Genomic DNA, 16,859 nt, shown 5'->3' with positions numbered 1-16,859 from the left:
TGCAAGAACCACTACAGACTTCCGGTCGCGAGATCGATAGTCCCCTCCTAGGAGAGAGAAATGCCAAAGCCCACAAAGGGTGCCCGCCTCGGCGGGTCGGCCAGCCACCAGAAGGCGATCCTGGCGAACCTCGCCACGGCGCTCTTCGAGCACGGCCGCATCACCACCACCGAAGCGAAGGCGAAGCGGCTCCGCCCCTACGCCGAGAAGCTCATCACCCACGCGAAGGCGGGACAGCTGTCCAACCGTCGCGAGGTGCTGAAGGACATCCGCAACAAGGACGTCGTTCACACCCTGTTCGCCGAGATCGGTCCGCATTTCGCGGAGCGTCCGGGCGGCTACACGCGCATCATCAAGACGCTGCCGCGCAAGGGCGACAACGCCCCCATGGCAGTGATCGAGCTGGTCCGTGAGCAGACCGCGTCGAACGAGGCCAACCGTGTCGCTCGCGCGGCCGCTTCGAAGGCCAAGGCCGCCGAAGAGGCTCCCGCTGCGGCAGAGGTCGCCGAGGCCCCCGCGGCTCTCGTCGACACGGCCGAGGCTCCGGCCGGCTCGCACGAGCCGATCGAAGGCGACGCACAGCCCGAGGGCTTCCCGATCAAGGGCAACGCTCAGTCGAAGCTGTACCACCGCCCCGGCACTCGTTTCTACGAGTCGACCATCGCGGAGATCTGGTTCGCGACCGAGGCCGACGCGGAGGCTGCGGGCTACTCCCTGCCGCCGTCGCAGCAGGAAGACTGATTCCTCAGCACGCGCAACTGCCCGCCCTCGTCACCGACGAGGGCGGGCAGTGTCGTCTGCGCCTGAGGATCGGCTACGACGGCACCGACTTCTCCGGTTGGGCCGCTCAGCCGGGACGCCGAACGGTCCAGGAGACGATCGAGAACACCCTGACGACGGTGCTGCGGTCGCCGGTGCGGCTGACCGTCGCGGGCCGCACGGATGCGGGTGTCCACGCGTCCGGACAGGTCGCGCACTGCGACGTCCCCGCGGCCTCGCTGCAGACCCGCTCGATCGACGGTGATCCGTCCCGACTGGTCCGCAGGCTCGCGAAGATGCTGCCCGACGACGTCCGCGTCAAAGCCGTCGACGCCGTGTCGCACGACTTCGACGCACGGTTCGCCGCATTGTCGCGAACCTACGAGTACCGGCTCGCGGACGCCCCGTGGGGTGCCGAGCCCACCCTGGCCCGAGTGACGGCCGACTGGCAACGCACGCTCGACGTGGACGCGATGAACGCCGCGTCCGGGTCGCTGACCGGGCTGAACGACTTCGCCGCATTCTGTCGTTTCCGCGAAGGGTCGACGACGATTCGCGAGCTGCAGGAGTTCTCCTGGCGGCGCGACGACGACGGCGTTCTCATCGCGCGCGTGCGGGCCGACGCGTTCTGCTGGTCGATGGTCCGGTCGCTCGTCGGAGCGGTCGCCGTCGTCGGCGACGGACGCCGTGACCTCGACTGGTGTCGGGCACTCCTCGACGAACGGACAAGATCGGCGCAGGTGCCGGTGGCGCAGGCCCGCGGTCTCTGCCTGATGGCGGTGGACTATCCGCCGGAGTCGGAGTGGGCCGCCCGGGCCGAACTCACGCGTGACGTCCGGGACGAATCGGATCTGGCGGGCGACTGCTGCGGCGACTGACGTGCGGGGGGAGCCGGGCCGCACTGATAACGGGGGTGTGCGGCCCGGCTCGAGTCGGGGCTTGGGGAGGGAGCCATGTCAGTGCCGACCGTTCAGATGCGGTCGCTATAACATTCCGACTGATAACGTAATGTATGCCACGGAATGAAATACGTCAACTGTGACCAAGTCTGGCTCAGAAAGCGCCCGATGAGGCACGGAAACACGGAGGGACCCTCGATGCCGATGGAGACGACCGCCGGTCGCCCTCGCGATGCTCGCATCGACGCCGCGGTGCTCGCCGCGACCCGCGCCGTGCTCGCCGAATCGGGGTACGCCGCCGTCACATTCACCGAGGTAGCCGCACGCGCGGGGACCTCGGTGCCCGCGATCCGTCGACGGTGGCCCAGCAAGATGCATCTCGTGCATCGCGTCGTGTTCCCGCTCGACGTCGCGATACCGCCCCGCGATCCGTCGGCGACGGTCGACGACGAGCTCCGCGGCGTGATCGGCGGATGTGCACTCCTCTTCGCCGACGACGCGATGCGCCGGGCCCTGGTCGGCGTGTTCAGCGAGCTCGCCGACGACGACGAACTTCAGCACGAGATCACCGCCCGGATGCAAGAGGTCGTCATCGCGGATCTCGGTGAGCGGCTGTCGCTCGCGGCTGTCCGTGACGGCGTCGCGATCGACGCCGATCCGGCGCTCCTCATCGAGGTGGCGTTCGGTTCGACGCTGATGGCGGTCATGATCAGGGGCGTCGCGAGCCTCGACGCCGCGTGGCGTGCCGACATGCTCGATGTGCTCCGCGGCATCGTCGGCGCTCGCTGACGCCGTTCAGCCGAGCAGCGCGCGGAACGCGTCGGGAAGCTCCTCGTCGGCCAACTCGCGGAACTCCATCGGTCCGCCGGTGTACGAGTCCTCACCGACGATGTACAGATCCTCGTCGAACGGCCAGAAGATGACGTTCCGCATCTTGACGAGATAGTTCTTCGAGACGTCGGCGAAGGCGGCGGCGTTCGGGTTCTCCGCGACGTAGGCGCCGGGCGAGATCATCGTCAGCCAACCCTCGCATCCGGTCGCAGTCGAATTCGAGGATGTGGGCGTTCGACGCCACGAGGTGCGCGTAGTAGTCGCGGACACCGTCGAGCCCCTTCGGTCCGACGTCGCCTTCGAGATTCCAGAAATGGTAGTTCGTCGTGGGCCCCAAGGTCCCCATCAGGCCGTCCAGGTCGCCCTGATGCTCGTGGTGTGCGTGTTCGAGCATGCGTTCCAGCATCGTCCGGTGCCGTGGATTCGATGTGCGCTCGAGGCGGGCCTGGATGACCTCGCACAGTGCTTCCTGGTTGATGTCGATCTTCGTCATGATGCGTCCTTCTCTCGGGGGTCGGCTGGCAGCAGGTGGGAACGGTCGTGGTCGGCGAAGCTCGCCTCGAACGCGGCGAGCGAGTCGGCGTCGAAGGGCACGTAGCGGTCGCCGTCGCGGACGAGGATGCGGTCGTCGCTGCGCCATGCGGCACGTCGCAGCGACGCCTTGTCGATCTTCCGTGTCGCGGTGAGTGGGAAACGCCTGGTGAGGCGCAGGAAGTGCGGGGTCCATTTCGTGCCCATGTCGAGCTGGGCGTCGAGGAACTCGGCGAACGCCGTCGCGTCGAACGAGTCGTCGGTCTCCAGGGTCGCCATCACCCGGTCGCCCGTGCGGGGATCCGGCACGCCGTACGCGCTGGCGCCGGTGATCGACGGGTAGCGGGTGATGATCCGTTCGAGCGGGGCGGTCGAGAAGTTCTCCGAGTCGACGCGGATCCAGTCGTTCGTGCGTCCGGCGAACCAGTACACGCCGTCCGGAGTGCGGTAGGCGAGATCGCCCGACCAGTAGTCGCCGTCGCGGATCTTCTCCGCCGCCGCGGCGTCGTTGTTGTAGTAGCCCTCGAATCGGTTGCCGCCTCCGCGCGCCACGATCTCGCCGATCGCCTCGTCGCCGTTGACGATGCCGCCGTCGTCGGCGATGATCGCCGGCGGGCACTCGGCGCCCGACTCGTCGAGCACCACCATTCCGAGCGCCGGGTTGGGGATGCCGAGGGCTCCCCTCGGCGTCGACGCGTCCCGGACGATCACGCACACGCCTTCGGACGATCCGTACGATTCGACGACCGGGACGCCGAAACGGCGCGCGAACTCGTCGCGGTCGCGGGGCGACGCCTCCGTGCCCCACCCGAACCGCAGACTGTTGTCGCGCTCCTCGGGCCGTTCGGGCTGCGCGAGGATGTAGGCGAGCGAGCGTCCGACGTAGTTGAAGAACGTCGCTCCGAAACGCTGGATGTCGGGGAGGAAGCCGGAAGCCGAGAACTTGTCACGCAGGGCGTAGGCGCCGCCGACGAACAGGATCGGGGCCCACGCGCTCATCACTGCGTTGCCGTGGAACAGGGGCATCGCGTTGTACGCGACGTCGTCCCGGGTGATGCCGTGGACGTTGAGGGCGCCGATCGCCGCCAGCCGTGCGGAGCTGCACTTCACGGCCTTCGGTGCGCCGGTCGAGCCCGAGGTGAACAGCAGCAGGAGCGTGTGGTTGTCCGGGCCCTCGGGGAGGATCGTCGGTTCGGCCCGGAGCAGCGCACGGTACTCGTCCGAGTCGGTCCGGAGGGTGCGGACCGCGCCGTCGAGATCCGTGGCGAGTTCGACCATGGACGGTCCGACGAGGACGATCGCGCAGTCGGTCCTGGTGACGTCGGAGATGAGCTCGTCGCCGCGCCGAGTCGGGTTGACGCCGACGAGTGTCGCGCCGGACAGCGCGGCTCCGCCGATCAGGAACATGTACTCGGGGCTGTTGTCCATCAGGGCGCCGATGTGCCACGGCGTCTCCGGAGGCAGATCGGCACGAACGGCGGCCAACGCGGCGGCTCGTCGTTCGCATTCGACGACGAACTCCGCCCAGGTCCACGTCTGGTCGGCGAATCGGAGTGCGGGAGCGGTGTCGTCACGCCGCGCGCGGAGCAGGTCTGCGGTGGTGAGGGTCGCGTCGAGCACGGGGACTTCCAATCGTCGTATTTATGTTCCGTGGCGGAACGTAATTACTGACGAGTGTTGCGCGAAGCTGTGCTCGCTGTCCATGTTTTCGATGATCTGGCCCGGATTCAGTGTCTGCGGAAGCCGCCCGACAACTCGGTCAGCAACTCCGCGACCAGGGCGTTCGGTTTCGCGTCCACCCGCAACACGGCCGACACGGGGAGAGTGAAGCTCAGGCTCCTCCTGCACGAAATCCCCGGCTGCAGCGGGTCCTCGTAGAGCACCGTCCACGCGTCGGGGCGGTTGATCAGTTCGAACGCCACCGAATGGCCCTCGCGGATCTCCGGGCCGAACTGCACGTCGGCGTCGGCCCTGGCGAACGCCTGATGGACCAGGCGGTGCAGCAGCACCTGCCGCTCCGGCGGTGGGAGGAGCAGTGGATAGGCGGCGAGCTCGGTCGGTGTCGGAGCCTGGCCGCCCGCGGCGAGCGGATGACGCGAATTGAACGCGATCACCGGCTGATCCACCCAGAGCGGATCGAGGTACAGGTTCTCGCGGTCGACGGTCCCGCGGATCAGGGCGAGATCCGCCTCGCCGGACGCGACGGCGTCGATACGCTGCGTGAACGGTTTGATGAGGAAGTCGATCTCGGCCTCGGGGTGGTTCTCGCGGACGGCCGACACCGCGGCGAGCGCGGACCGCGCGAACGACATGTTCGCCGCGATCCGCACCCGCTCGGGTCGCGGCGCGGTGGCCGCGATCGCCGTGTCGCGCATGGACAGCAGGTCTTTGGCGAACGGCAGCAGCGTCTCACCCGCCTCGGTGAGTCGGACGCGACGCTGACTGCGGTCGAACAGTTCGGCGCCCAACTCGCGTTCGAGTGCCGCCACCTGATGGCTGATCGCCGACTGGGAGACGAAGCAGCGCTGGGCGGCACGTGAGAATCCGCCGGTCTCGGCGACGGCGACCACATACTCGAGCTGACGGAACTCCATTCCGACATTGTATGAACAGAATCGATGCAAACGAGTAGAGATCCCCTGTTCATCGAGCTTGTCGATGCCGCACGTTTCTAGCAGCCTGGTCGTAGAAGCAATCGTCGTCTCTGAAGAGGAGTGAGAGCAATGCGCAGCACGGACGTCGTGATCATCGGATCGGGATTCGGGGGACTCGCCGCGGCCAAGCGGCTGGCGAAGTCGAAGATCGAGACCGTCCTGATCTCGGCGACGGACGAGCACCTCTTCCAGCCGCTGCTGTATCAAGTCGCAACGGGTGTCCTCGAGTCCGAGGAGATCGCGCCGAACATCGCCGACGTCCTGGCGTTCAAGGAGAGCGTCTCCGTGATCCGGGGACACGTCACCGACGTCGACGCCGAGCGCAAAGTGATCACGTACCGCACCGACGCGGGCGTCGAGCGGATCGGCTACGGGAGCCTGATCGCGGCGGCCGGCGTCGCCCAGGGATATTTCGGTCACGACGAGTGGGCCGACCGGACGTTCTCCCTGAAGACGCTCGACGACGCGGTCACCCTGCGCGCCCATCTCCTCGACTGCTTCTCCGCGCCGGTCGAGGAGTCCGATGCGCACACCTACGTCGTGGTCGGCGGGGGAGCCACCGGCGTCGAGATCGCGGGCCAGATCCGCGAACTCAGCACCCGGCACTTCACCGACGTCCCCGCGAAGGTGTACCTCGTCGAAGGCGCGGGCGACCTGCTGCCCGTCTACGGCGGACGACTGTCGGCGTTCACCCGCCGCACCCTGGAGAAGGCGGGCATCGAGGTGCTCACGGACACCGTCGTCACCGCCATCGACGACGGCCGAGTGACCGTCCGCAGCGGCGACGCCGACCGGGTGCTGCAGGCACGCACCGTCGTGTGGTCGGCCGGAGTGCAGGCCACCCCGCTGGCGGCCGTGCTCGCCGAGGCGACCGACTGCGACACCGACCGCGCGGGACGTCTGAAGATCAACGACGACCTCACCGTCGGTGATCGCGCGGACGTCTTCGCCATCGGCGACATGACCAGCCTCAAGGGCTACCCGGGCCAGAGCCCGGTCGCGATGCAGCAGGGCCGGTTCGTCGCGGACGTCATCCGCGGCAAGAGGGCGGCCGGTTCCGAGTTCACGTATCTCGACAAGGGCAGCATGGCCGTCGTCAACCGGCACAACGCCGTCGTCGACGCTCCGTTCGGGATCAAGTTGACCGGATTCGTCGGGTGGCTCGCCTGGCTCGGCGTCCACCTCTACTACCTCGTCGGATTCCGCAACCGGGCGGCGGCCGTCGCATCATGGTTCAAGGCGTTCGCGGGCCGTGCCCGCCCCGGCTTCGCTCAGGTGTCGCGCGAGCAGGCTCCCGCCGAGGCCGCGGAGCAGTCGGCCGCGTAGCTCGAGCCCCGCGGTCGCGCCACTAGCCCTGGAAGGGCGGCTGCCTGCGGAGTGTCGTGCCGCCGAAGTCGTCGGCGATCGTCGCCGCGAGTTCCACGAACGACCTCCGCGCCTGCTTGCCGAGGAGATCGAGGTCGACGTCGGCGCCCTCGGCCAGATGATCGTCGTAGGCGATCGTGTGGACGGCCCGGCATCGGGTGAGGAAATGCTGTGTCAGGTTCCCGATGTCGATGGACGACGCTCCGGGCCGCGAAGCACTGAGCACCACCACGCACCGGGGGATCAAGTGCCCGAATCCGTGACCGTGCAGCCAGTCGAGCGTGGCGCCTGCGCTCCGCGCGCCGTCCAACGCGGGCGAGCTGACCAGCACGATCGCGTCCGCGAGGTCGAGCACCCCGCGCATCGCCGAATGGGACATTCCGGTCCCCGCGTCGGTGAGGATGATGTTGTAGAAGCGCTGCAGGATGCCCATCACGCCGCGGTACTCGGCCTCGCTGAACGCCTCGGCCGCCGCGGGATCGCGTTCGGATGCGAGGACCTCGAGTCGGCTCGGAGCCTGTGACGTGTGGGCGCGGACGTCGGAGTATCGGGCGACGACCGGATCGGCGAGCAGATCGCGGACCGTCGACGCGGTCTGGGACGGCACCCGCTGGGCCAGCGTGCCGAGGTCGGGATTCGCGTCCACGGCGATCACGCGATCGCCGCGAAGCGATGCGAACGTCGATCCGAGACCGACGGTCGTCGTGGTCTTCCCCACGCCGCCCTTGAGCGACAGCACGGCGATCCGGTAGTCGCCGCGAACCGGCTGTCGTACCCGTTCGAGCAGGTCGCGGTACTCGAGCTCGGCGGGCGACTCGCCGGGGTTCACGGCACCGGCGGTCAGCGTGTGGACGGCTCGACGCCATCCGTGCCCCGGTGCGCGTCGCGCCTTGCGGATCAACGCGACCTCGTCGAGCGCCGGACCGAGCCTGCCCGGTTGCAGGACCGGCGACTGCGGCGCCGGTCGTGGCGGTGGCGCGTCGGGCGCCGCGCGCGGCGGCATGCGCACGGGAGGCGGCGCCATGATCTCGGTCGGCGGGATGATCCCCGACAGGTCGATCTCGCCGGGTGCGAAGCCGTGGTCGACGGCGCCCGTCGCGAGCGGATGCGGCATGGGCTCCGGGGCCGGGACCTGCGGGCGCAGCCACGGCGGAGCCTCCGGATCGAAGGTCGTGGACGCGGTCTGGTCGGTCGTCATGAGTCCCCCTGTGCGGTGTTCGCGTGCAGTGGTCCGGAACGGTACTCCCACTCAAACACGACATGCCAGAGGAAAAGCAAATGGAACCGAATTCGGGTTTCGTGCGTCTGACCTTTCATGAAGACCACACACGACATGCCGAGCGGCGCGGACGGACTGACCACCGTGCGGTCGCGAGGCGGCGGAATCAGTGTCACATGCACGTCGAGCGGACTCCCTGTCGCGATGCGGCTGGAACCGGCGCAATGCCGGCGAGAACCGGCCGCCCTCGCCGCCGACGTCCTGGCCTTGTGTCGGCTCGCGGGCCTGACGGCAGGCGTCCGCCGCCGGGCCGCGCTGGCCGACGACGGCGTCCCCGAGGAGACCCTGTCGTTGCTCGGACTGCCGTCGCGGGCCGACCTCGTCGCGTCCGAGGAGGCGCTCGACGCCGCGGGTGCGCGACGATGACCACGATGGACGACGTCCAGCATCGGGCCGAACTGCAACTGCAGGCGCTCGAGGGGGTGCAGGCGCGCCTGAACGCGCTCACGGTCACCGAGACGGGCGATTCCGGACGCGTGATCGTCGACGTCGACGTGACCGGGGCGATGACCGGTCTGCGTCTGCTTCCAGGTGCGGGGAACGGGCAGCCCGCGGCCCTGGCCGACCAGATCGTTCGGACCGCGGTCCGCGCCGCCACCAGGGTGTTCACCGATCGCGCCGACATCATGACGGCGTTCGTCGCGGACTTCGCCGAACTCATCGGATCGGACGCCGTCGGGGTGTCGATGGAACCGGATCCCGGTTTCGTGCGTCCAACCTTGCAAGAACCCCAGTCGGAGGAGTGAGCATGAACGGACAAGTGCACGTGACGCCCGCGGCGGTCGAGGCCTTCGGATCGACGTCGGCGGCCCTCGCGGCCGCCACGGCCGGTGCGGCGACGGTCGACGCGGCACAGGGCGCCGCGATGTCGGCGGCATTCGGGCTGATCGGCCAGGAGTTCCTCGCCGCCTACGCCTGCGCGCAGGCCAATCACCTGCGGGCCGTCGGAGAGGTCGCGGCCGTCCACGCGGCGACCGCTGCGGCCGCCGCGGCCGGTCTGGCCGGGATCACCGGAGCCGATGCGGCCGCGGGCTCCGGGCTGGGCTCGCGATGAGCTGCGACAGCGCCGCGTCCGGCGGGACCACCGTCGGCGACATGCTCGCGCCGACGGGGCTGACCGCACTCCTGGACCGGTCCATGGACGACGTGCTCGGCGACCTCGGCCTGGCGAAGAAGCACGCGCCGCTGACCGTCGCGTTTCCCGAGGCGCCCGGCATCGACTTGTCGACCCTGCCGACGCTGCCCGGCCTCGACCCGACGGCCCTGGTGCAGCCGATCGTGAAGCTGCTCGGCACGTTCGGCACAGGCAACCTGACCGGAGCCGGGAATCCCGTCGAATCGCTCACCGGCCTGGCCGGGGTGCTCCAGGACGGGGCGTCCACTTTGCTGAAGGCGGTGTCCGCGGTCGACGGCCAGTGGCTGGGGCAGGCGGCGACGTCGGCGATCACCAAGGCGACGACCACGGCCGCAGACTCCGGCGCGGTGGCACAACAGGGGACGTCGATGGCGGGCGACGTGCAGGTCGCCGCGGGCATCGTCGGGGCGGGCATGACATCTCTTCAGGGCGTGATCGCCAAGACCGTCGGACTGCTGGCCGCGGCCGCACCGACCCTCGTCACACCGGCGGGGCAGCTCGCGGCCCTCGGCATTGCGGCGGACGGTCTCGCGCAGGGGCTCGCCGTGGTCGCGTCCACTCGTGCCCAGCTGGCTCCGGCCACGGCCAAGGTCACCGCCACCGGGACTCCGGTGAAGGTCGGCGCCACGCCGAAGCCGGTGAGTGCGTCGTCGGGGGACGCACTCACCGCACTGGCGAAGAAGATGACTCCGATCATCTCGGCAGGCCTGTCGCTCGCGGGGACTCTGCTGAGCGGGTCGACGGGCAGTAACGGCACCACCGAAACGACGGGCACCACGGGGACGACGGGCGCAACGGGGACGACGAAGACCACACCGGCCGCGACCACGACCGGAACCGCGAAGACCTGCTGCACCTGCTGCACACCGGGCACGACTCCCGGCACCGGCCACACGACGACGTCGCAGACCACCGCGGATCACGGGTCCGTGCGGGCGGCGGCGACGGGTTCGACGGGCGCGACGGTGTCGACGTCGGGCGCAACCCCGTCGATCGGCGCGACCGACCAGCCGGTCCGTCTGGCCGACTGTCCCACCAGCAGCAATGCGATCTCCACCGCATCGGCGACACCCGCCTCGACCACGCAGACCACGGTCACTACCGCGAGCTCGGCCGACGTCCCGATGGCGCCGATCATGACTGCGGGGGCGGTCCGATCCGCGGACTCGCCGACGCCGCACGCCGTGGACGCGACATTCGCCCCACAATCGCACGACTCGTCCGACGCCGACATGGCCGCGCTTCTCGCGCAGCCCTTCGGCGTGGACGTCGACCTCCGGCTCACCGCCGGAGGCATGAACCTCGTCGAATCCGTCTGATTCGACGAACACCGAAAGGAACACACATGACCACCGGACTCAACGTCGACGTCGGAGCCTCACAGGCGTCCGCGTCGTCGATCAGAGGGCTCGTCGCGGAGATGCAGAGCGTCATCAGTCGCATCCAGTCGTCGGCGAGCAGCGGCGTCACCACGTGGAGCGGCAAGGCGTCGACATCGTTCGAGGGCTCGCACACGGACTGGCACGGCACCGCGACCCGACTGCAGCAGGCGCTCGACGACATCGAGGCCAAGCTGACCACCGGCTTCCGCGGATACGACGACGAGGACGCCAGCGCTGCGGCCGCGGTCTCGGGCTCCGGCCAGTCGACCATCAGCATCTGATCGCACACATCGAACAACGAAGGGGAGGAGACACATCATGGCTACAGGGGGAGTGATCCGCTACGACTTCGCCGGTCTGGACACGCTGTCGGGGGATCTGCGTGGACAGTTTCAGCGTCTCGAAGAGCTGTCGGGGCAGCTCAAGCGCCAGGTGACGGCGCTGTCGAGCCATTGGGACTCCGGCGGGGCCGCGTCGTACCAACAGGCTCAGTCTCAGTGGGACCGGCTGTTCGCCGACGCCCGCGCACGGTTGGACGGTCTCGGCGTCGGCGTGTCGAAGGCCGCGTCGCACATGCGCGACACCGACATCCGAGTCGGGCGGTCGTTCGGAGCCTGACCCGCGGGTCCGGTGCACGGACGAGGGGTACGTGCACCGGACCCGGCTGCGTCGGCTAATCGCCGGTGTGGCCCTTCAGCAGGGTGGCGAAGTCGGTCACCGGACCGAGATCGGTGCTCCGCCCGCTCCGGCGCGGAGTCGCGCCGACGTCGGACGGCCCGCCGAAGCCCGCAACCGAGCCGTCGGAGACCAGGCGCTGAGCGAGTTCGGCTCCGGCTCGACTGATCCGTCCGCCGAGTTCGGTGGAACCGAAGTCTTCGGTGGCGGCGAACGTGCCCGTCGGCAGCACGTCGGCCCGCAGGTACGCGAGGAGGGGACGGATCGCGTGATCGATCACCAGCGAGTGACGGGCCGTTCCGGCGGTCGCCGCGGCGAGAACGGGCACACCGGTCAGCGCATCGGGGTCGAGGACGTCGAAGAACATCTTGAAGATACCGCTGTACGACGCCGCGAACACGGGGGTAGCGACGATCAATCCGTCGGCGTCGGCGATCAGATCCTGTGCGGCGCGCACCTGAGGCGTCAGGACCCCGGAGGTCACGGCCGTCGCGAGGTCGCCGGCGAGGGGCGCGACGTCGATGTACTCGACGTCCGCGCTCTCCCCGCGGGCCGTCACCGCGGCCGTGACGGCTCCTGCCAATTGCTCGGACAGCAGGCGCGTCGACGATGCGGCCGACACGCCGGCGTTGACGACGACGACGCGGCGGCTCATCGCTGAGCTCCCGCGGTGGCGTTCGCGGACGGGATCACGTCGTGGAACGGGCTGTCGGGGCCTGCCTCGACGAGCGAGGCGTGCGTGGGCGGGTCGGACGGGACGTGGGCCGGACGACGACTGTCGAACTCGGCGCGCAGCGTCGGGACGACCTCGCGGCCCAGCATCTCGACCTGTTCGAGGACCTGCGGCAACGGCAGTCCCGCGTGATCGAGGAGGAACAGCTGACGCTGGTAGTCGCCCGCGTAGTCGGCGAAGCTCAGCGTCTTCTCGATGACCATCTCCGGGGTGCCGACAGTCAGCGGCGTCATCTCGGTGAAGTCCTCCATCGACGGGCCGTGGCCGTACACCGGCGCGTTGTCGAAGTAGGGCCGGAAGCGACGCTTGGCCTCGGCTTCGGTCTCGGCCATGAACACCTGGCCGCCGAGTCCGACGATCGCCTGATCGGCGGAGCCGTGACCGTAGTGCTCGAAGCGCTGCCGGTACAGATTCACCATCTGCTCGGTGTGCTCCTTGTTCCAGAAGATGTTGTTGTGGAAGAAACCGTCGCCGTAGAAGGCGGCCTGTTCGGCGATCTCGGGTGACCGGATGGAACCGTGCCAGACGAACGGGGGAGTGTCGTCCAGCGGCGCGGGCGTCGACGTGTAGCCCTGCAGCGGCGTCCGGAACTCGCCCTCCCAGTCGACCACCTTCTCGCGCCACAGCCGGCGCAACAGGTGATAGTTCTCGATGGCGAGGGGGATGCCCTGCCGGATGTCCTTGCCGAACCACGGGTACACCGGCCCGGTGTTGCCGCGACCCAACGTCAGGTCGACGCGGCCGTCGGACAGGTGCTGCAGCATCGCGAAGTCCTCGGCGATCTTGACCGGATCGTTGGTCGTGATGAGAGTCGTCGCCGTCGACAGCTGGAGTCGCTGCGTCCGCGCCGCGATCCAGCCGAGCATGGTCGTCGGCGAGCTCGGGACGAACGGCGGATTGTGGTGTTCGCCCGTTGCGAAGACATCCAGACCGACTTCTTCGGCCTTCAGGGCGATCGCCGTCATCGCCTTGATGCGGTCGTGCTCGCTGACGGTGGTTCCGGTGGTCGGGTCGGCGGTCACGTCGCCGACTGTGAAGATGCCGAACTGCATTGACCTCTCGCTTTCTCCTCGCCCGCCGCCTCGCGCGCCGGTCTCGACGAGTGTAACCGGACCGGGGTCCGTTTAATTCCGTGGGGTTCTGGAACGAATTCTCGTGCCGTCGAATAGCGTTGTCTGGCACCAGAACCGGCGATGTGGCCCGCCGGTCGCGGGTGATGCGATAGGTTCTCCACCACCGAGAAGTATGAGGGAGGTCACAGTCATGGCGAATATCGACGTCGACTGCAGGACGACGACGCACCATCGCCGCCGCGCCGCGGACCCCGTCTCACGACCGGTCTGAAACCCAGTTCCGCACGAGCGAAAGAAGTAGAAACGTGAGCAACCCGATGTTCCGGGTGAAGTCCGTCGAGCAATCGATGGCAGACACCGATGAACCGGATACAAAACTCAGAAAAGATCTGACGTCCTGGGACCTCACGGTCTTCGGCGTCGCGGTCGTTGTCGGTGCGGGCATCTTCACGCTGACCGCGCGTACCGCAGGCAACGTCGCGGGCCCGGCGGTCTCCCTCGCGTTCGTCCTCGCGGCCATCGCCTGCGGCCTCGCGGCTCTCTGCTACGCCGAGTTCGCCTCGACGGTTCCCGTCGCCGGATCGGCGTACACCTTCTCCTATGCGACGTTCGGCGAGTTCATCGCCTGGATCATCGGCTGGGACCTGATTCTGGAGTTCGCGCTCGCGGCCTCGGTGGTCGCCAAGGGCTGGTCGCACTATCTGAACGAGTTCATCTGCTTGATCGTCGACAGGGACCCGTCCACCACGACCTACACGGTCATCTCCTTCGGCAACGGTGACGGCACCGGAGCGTTCGAGAGCTTCGACTGGGGCTCGGTCCTGTTGATCGCGGTCCTGACCACTCTCCTGGTACTCGGCACCAAGATATCGTCGATGGTCTCGCTGGTGTTCACCGCGATCAAGGTGTCCGTCGTGCTGCTCGTGATCGTCGTGGGGCTGTTCTACATCTCGCCGAAGAACTACTCGCCGTACATTCCTCCGTCGGAGTCGACGGAGGCCGCGGCCAGCGGGCTCCATCAGACTCTGTTCTCCCTGATGACCGGTGCCGGAAACTCCACCTACGGCTGGTACGGCCTGCTCGCCGCGGCATCGCTGGTGTTCTTCGCCTTCATCGGCTTCGACGTGGTCGCGACCACCGCGGAGGAGACCAAGGACCCGCAGCGCTCGCTGCCCCGCGGCATCCTCGGTTCGCTCGCGATCGTGACCGTCCTGTACGTCGGCGTCACCCTGGTCCTCACCGGAATGGTCAACTACACCAAGCTCAAGGGCGACTCGGCGACCCTCGCCACCGCGTTCCGCGATCACGGGATCACGTGGGCTCAGTGGCTCATCATCATCGGCGCTCTCGCCGGTCTGACGACCGTCGTCATGGTGATGCTGCTCGGTCAGACCCGCGTGGCGTTCGCCATGGCACGCGACGGCCTGTTCCCGCGCGGCCTCGCGAAGACCGGAAGCCGCGGCACGCCGGTCCGCATCACGCTGATCGTCGGAGGCGTGTCGGCATTCCTCGCGGGCTTCCTGCCGATCGGCGAGCTCGAAGAGATGGTCAACATCGGAACGCTCTTCGCCTTTGTCCTGGTCTGTGTCGGCGTCGTGGTTCTGCGCCGCACCCGACCCGACCTCAAGCGTGGATTCCGCGTCCCGCTCGTCCCGCTGGTCCCGATCCTCGCGGTCCTCGCCTGCGCATGGCTGATGATCAACCTCAGCGCCTTCACCTGGATTCGTTTCATCATCGGATGGTCATCGGTGTCGTCGTCTACCTCGCCTACGGCGCGAGGCACTCGGTCCTCGGCATGCGCGAGCGGATGGAGCTGCCCGGTTACGACCAACCGTCACCCGCCGCGGACGAGTCGGCGACGGTCGTCGTCGACAAGGCGTCCCTGGCGAAGTCGGAGGACGCGGATCCCGCAGGCTGATCGTGCCGCGATAATCTGATACCGATTCACGACCGTACCGGTCGCCCCCATGCGGGCGGCCGGTACGGTCGCTTGAGAGAACCATGTCTTCCATCGAGAGGTATCAGATGACCGCGCCTTCGGACGCAATGACCAGCGAGACCATCAACGGCGTCGAGTTCAAGGTCGCCGACCTGTCGCTCCACGAGTACGGCCGCAAGGAGATCCGTCTCGCCGAGCACGAGATGCCCGGCCTGATGGAACTGCGCCGCGAGTACGCCGACGTCGCGCCGCTCAAGGGCGCCCGCATCTCCGGCTCGCTGCACATGACGGTCCAGACCGCGGTTCTCATCGAGACCCTCACCGCGCTGGGTGCGGAGGTCCGCTGGGCGTCGTGCAACATCTTCTCGACGCAGGATCACGCCGCGGCCGCCATCGTCGTCGGCCCGCACGGCACTCCCGAGGAGCCCAAGGGCGTCCCGGTGTTCGCGTGGAAGGGCGAGACTCTCGAGGAGTACTGGTGGGCCGCCGAGCGGATGCTCACCTGGGACGGCGAGCCCGCCAACATGATCCTCGACGACGGCGGCGACGCGACCATGCTCGTCCTGCGCGGCGCCGAGTTCGAGAAGGCTGGCGTCGTCCCGCCGATCGACGACAGCCATCCCGCCGAGTACAAGGTGTTCCTCGAACTGCTGCGTTCGTCGCTCGCCGCCGACGCGGGCAAGTGGACGGCCATCTCCGAGTCGGTCCAGGGCGTCACCGAGGAGACCACGACGGGCGTCCTGCGCCTGTACCAGTTCGCCGCGGCCGGCGACCTGAGCTTCCCGGCGATCAACGTCAACGACTCGGTCACCAAGAGCAAGTTCGACAACAAGTACGGCACCCGCCACTCGCTGATCGACGGCATCAACCGCGGCACTGACGTCCTCATCGGCGGCAAGAAGGTCCTGATCTGCGGTTACGGCGACGTCGGCAAGGGCTGCGCGGAGTCGTTGGCGGGCCAGGGCGCACGCGTCCAGGTGACCGAGGTCGACCCGATCAACGCGTTGCAGGCGCTGATGGACGGCTTCGACGTCGTCACCGTCGAGCAGGCGATCGCGGACGCCGACATCGTCATCACCTCGACCGGCAACCTGGGCATCATCACCTTCGAGCACATGAAGCAGATGAAGAACCAGGCCATCCTCGGCAACATCGGCCACTTCGACAACGAGATCGACATGGCGGGCCTGGAGTCGGCCGACGGGATGACGCGCATCAACATCAAGCCGCAGGTCGACCAGTGGGTGTTCCCCGGCGGCAAGTCGATCATCGTGCTGTCGGAGGGGCGTCTGCTGAATTTGGGCAACGCCACCGGCCACCCGTCGTTCGTCATGAGCAACAGCTTCTCGAACCAGGTCATCGCGCAGATCGAGCTGTGGACCAAGAACGACGAGTACGACAACGAGGTGTACCGCCTCCCGAAGCACCTCGACGAGAAGGTCGCGCGCATCCACGTCGAGGCCCTCGGCGGCACGCTCACCAAGCTCACCAAGGAGCAGGCCGAGTACATCGGCGTGGACGTCGAAGGCCCGTACAAGCCGGAGCACTACCGCTACTGAAGTCCTCCGCAGACGGATGACGCCCCGCCGGATCATCGATCCGGC

The 16,859-nt window shown here is 68.2% G+C and carries 18 protein-coding genes; 12 read left to right on the top strand and 6 right to left on the bottom strand.

Annotated features, from left to right (window positions below; all coding sequences use genetic code 11):
- Positions 1-60 precede the first annotated feature (60 nt).
- The 3 genes from rplQ (at position 61) to GYB83_RS22240 (ending at position 2,447) form a co-directional block, all read left to right on the top strand.
- On the top strand, positions 61-741 hold the full coding sequence (gene rplQ / locus GYB83_RS22250) for a 50S ribosomal protein L17, sunset domain variant (RefSeq protein ID WP_161897439.1): 681 nt from the start codon (positions 61-63) through the stop codon (positions 739-741).
- Complete coding sequence (gene truA / locus GYB83_RS22245; RefSeq protein ID WP_371865355.1) at positions 738-1,637, top strand: tRNA pseudouridine(38-40) synthase TruA; 900 nt, start codon at positions 738-740, stop codon at positions 1,635-1,637. Before rplQ ends, truA begins: the two co-directional genes overlap by 4 nt.
- A 225-nt stretch (positions 1,638-1,862) precedes the next feature.
- Entirely contained in the window at positions 1,863-2,447 is a 585-nt protein-coding gene (locus GYB83_RS22240; RefSeq protein WP_228461721.1) for a TetR/AcrR family transcriptional regulator, read from the top strand.
- Between the two features lie 6 nt (positions 2,448-2,453).
- Here the strand turns inward: GYB83_RS22240 and GYB83_RS23985 are convergent, their stop codons facing one another.
- The 3 genes from GYB83_RS23985 to GYB83_RS22225 form a co-directional block, all read right to left on the bottom strand.
- A complete protein-coding gene (locus GYB83_RS23985; RefSeq protein WP_308469728.1) occupies positions 2,454-2,672 on the bottom strand; it encodes a hypothetical protein in 219 nt (72 codons plus the stop codon).
- A 306-nt stretch (positions 2,673-2,978) separates the two neighbouring features.
- Positions 2,979-4,640 carry an AMP-binding protein gene (locus GYB83_RS22230; protein ID WP_161897437.1) on the bottom strand — a complete coding sequence of 554 codons (1,662 nt, stop codon included), beginning with the start codon at positions 4,638-4,640 and terminating at the stop codon, positions 2,979-2,981.
- Positions 4,641-4,747: 107 nt separating this feature from the next.
- A complete protein-coding gene (locus tag GYB83_RS22225) occupies positions 4,748-5,614 on the bottom strand; it encodes a LysR family transcriptional regulator (RefSeq protein WP_161897436.1) in 867 nt (288 codons plus the stop codon).
- A 129-nt stretch (positions 5,615-5,743) separates the two neighbouring features.
- Here GYB83_RS22225 and GYB83_RS22220 point away from each other — a divergent pair, with 129 nt between their 5' ends.
- Positions 5,744-7,000, top strand: a complete 1,257-nt coding sequence (locus GYB83_RS22220; protein WP_161897435.1) for an NAD(P)/FAD-dependent oxidoreductase — start codon at positions 5,744-5,746, stop codon at positions 6,998-7,000.
- 22 nt (positions 7,001-7,022) lie between these two features.
- Here the strand turns inward: GYB83_RS22220 and GYB83_RS22215 are convergent, their stop codons facing one another.
- A complete protein-coding gene (locus GYB83_RS22215) occupies positions 7,023-8,237 on the bottom strand; it encodes a MinD/ParA family ATP-binding protein (protein WP_161897434.1) in 1,215 nt (404 codons plus the stop codon).
- Positions 8,238-8,354: 117 nt separating this feature from the next.
- Between GYB83_RS22215 and GYB83_RS22210 the strand changes: the two genes are divergently transcribed.
- The 6 genes from GYB83_RS22210 to GYB83_RS22185 are packed head-to-tail and all read left to right on the top strand — an operon-like array spanning position 8,355 to position 11,453.
- On the top strand, positions 8,355-8,684 hold the full coding sequence (locus tag GYB83_RS22210; RefSeq protein ID WP_228461719.1) for a hypothetical protein: 330 nt from the start codon (positions 8,355-8,357) through the stop codon (positions 8,682-8,684).
- Entirely contained in the window at positions 8,681-9,064 is a 384-nt protein-coding gene (locus tag GYB83_RS22205; RefSeq protein ID WP_161897433.1) for a YbaB/EbfC family nucleoid-associated protein, read from the top strand. The genes GYB83_RS22210 and GYB83_RS22205 overlap by 4 nt, the downstream gene beginning before the upstream one ends.
- Positions 9,065-9,066: 2 nt before the next feature.
- Positions 9,067-9,372 (top strand): hypothetical protein, encoded by a 306-nt coding sequence (locus GYB83_RS22200; protein WP_161897432.1) that lies wholly within the window; start codon positions 9,067-9,069, stop codon positions 9,370-9,372.
- Entirely contained in the window at positions 9,369-10,772 is a 1,404-nt protein-coding gene (locus GYB83_RS22195) for a hypothetical protein (protein ID WP_161897431.1), read from the top strand. Before GYB83_RS22200 ends, GYB83_RS22195 begins: the two co-directional genes overlap by 4 nt.
- A gap of 26 nt (positions 10,773-10,798) precedes the next feature.
- Positions 10,799-11,116, top strand: a complete 318-nt coding sequence (locus GYB83_RS22190) for a WXG100 family type VII secretion target (protein WP_161897430.1) — start codon at positions 10,799-10,801, stop codon at positions 11,114-11,116.
- A gap of 37 nt (positions 11,117-11,153) precedes the next feature.
- Positions 11,154-11,453: a WXG100 family type VII secretion target gene (locus tag GYB83_RS22185; protein ID WP_161897429.1), complete on the top strand. Its 300-nt coding sequence runs from the start codon at positions 11,154-11,156 to the stop codon at positions 11,451-11,453.
- Between the two features lie 55 nt (positions 11,454-11,508).
- Here GYB83_RS22185 and GYB83_RS22180 read toward each other — a convergent pair whose 3' ends face one another.
- Together GYB83_RS22180 and GYB83_RS22175 are read right to left on the bottom strand one after the other, a co-directional pair.
- Positions 11,509-12,165, bottom strand: coding sequence for a CE1759 family FMN reductase (locus GYB83_RS22180; RefSeq protein WP_161897428.1), 657 nt, complete (start codon positions 12,163-12,165; stop codon positions 11,509-11,511).
- On the bottom strand, positions 12,162-13,295 hold the full coding sequence (locus GYB83_RS22175; RefSeq protein WP_161897427.1) for an LLM class flavin-dependent oxidoreductase: 1,134 nt from the start codon (positions 13,293-13,295) through the stop codon (positions 12,162-12,164). The genes GYB83_RS22180 and GYB83_RS22175 overlap by 4 nt, the downstream gene beginning before the upstream one ends.
- 338 nt (positions 13,296-13,633) lie before the next feature.
- On the opposite strand from GYB83_RS22175, the gene GYB83_RS22170 reads away from it, so the two are divergent.
- Positions 13,634-15,253 carry an amino acid permease gene (locus tag GYB83_RS22170; RefSeq protein ID WP_371865354.1) on the top strand — a complete coding sequence of 540 codons (1,620 nt, stop codon included), beginning with the start codon at positions 13,634-13,636 and terminating at the stop codon, positions 15,251-15,253.
- A gap of 88 nt (positions 15,254-15,341) precedes the next feature.
- Positions 15,342-16,814: an adenosylhomocysteinase gene (ahcY, locus tag GYB83_RS22165; RefSeq protein WP_161897426.1), complete on the top strand. Its 1,473-nt coding sequence runs from the start codon at positions 15,342-15,344 to the stop codon at positions 16,812-16,814.
- The last annotated feature ends 45 nt before the right edge of the window (positions 16,815-16,859 follow it).

The organism is Gordonia spumicola (assembly GCF_009932475.1).
Classification (GTDB): domain Bacteria; phylum Actinomycetota; class Actinomycetes; order Mycobacteriales; family Mycobacteriaceae; genus Gordonia; species Gordonia spumicola.
The sequence above is the reverse complement of the archived record's forward strand: the minus strand, read 5'-3'. Positions and strand labels throughout refer to the sequence as shown.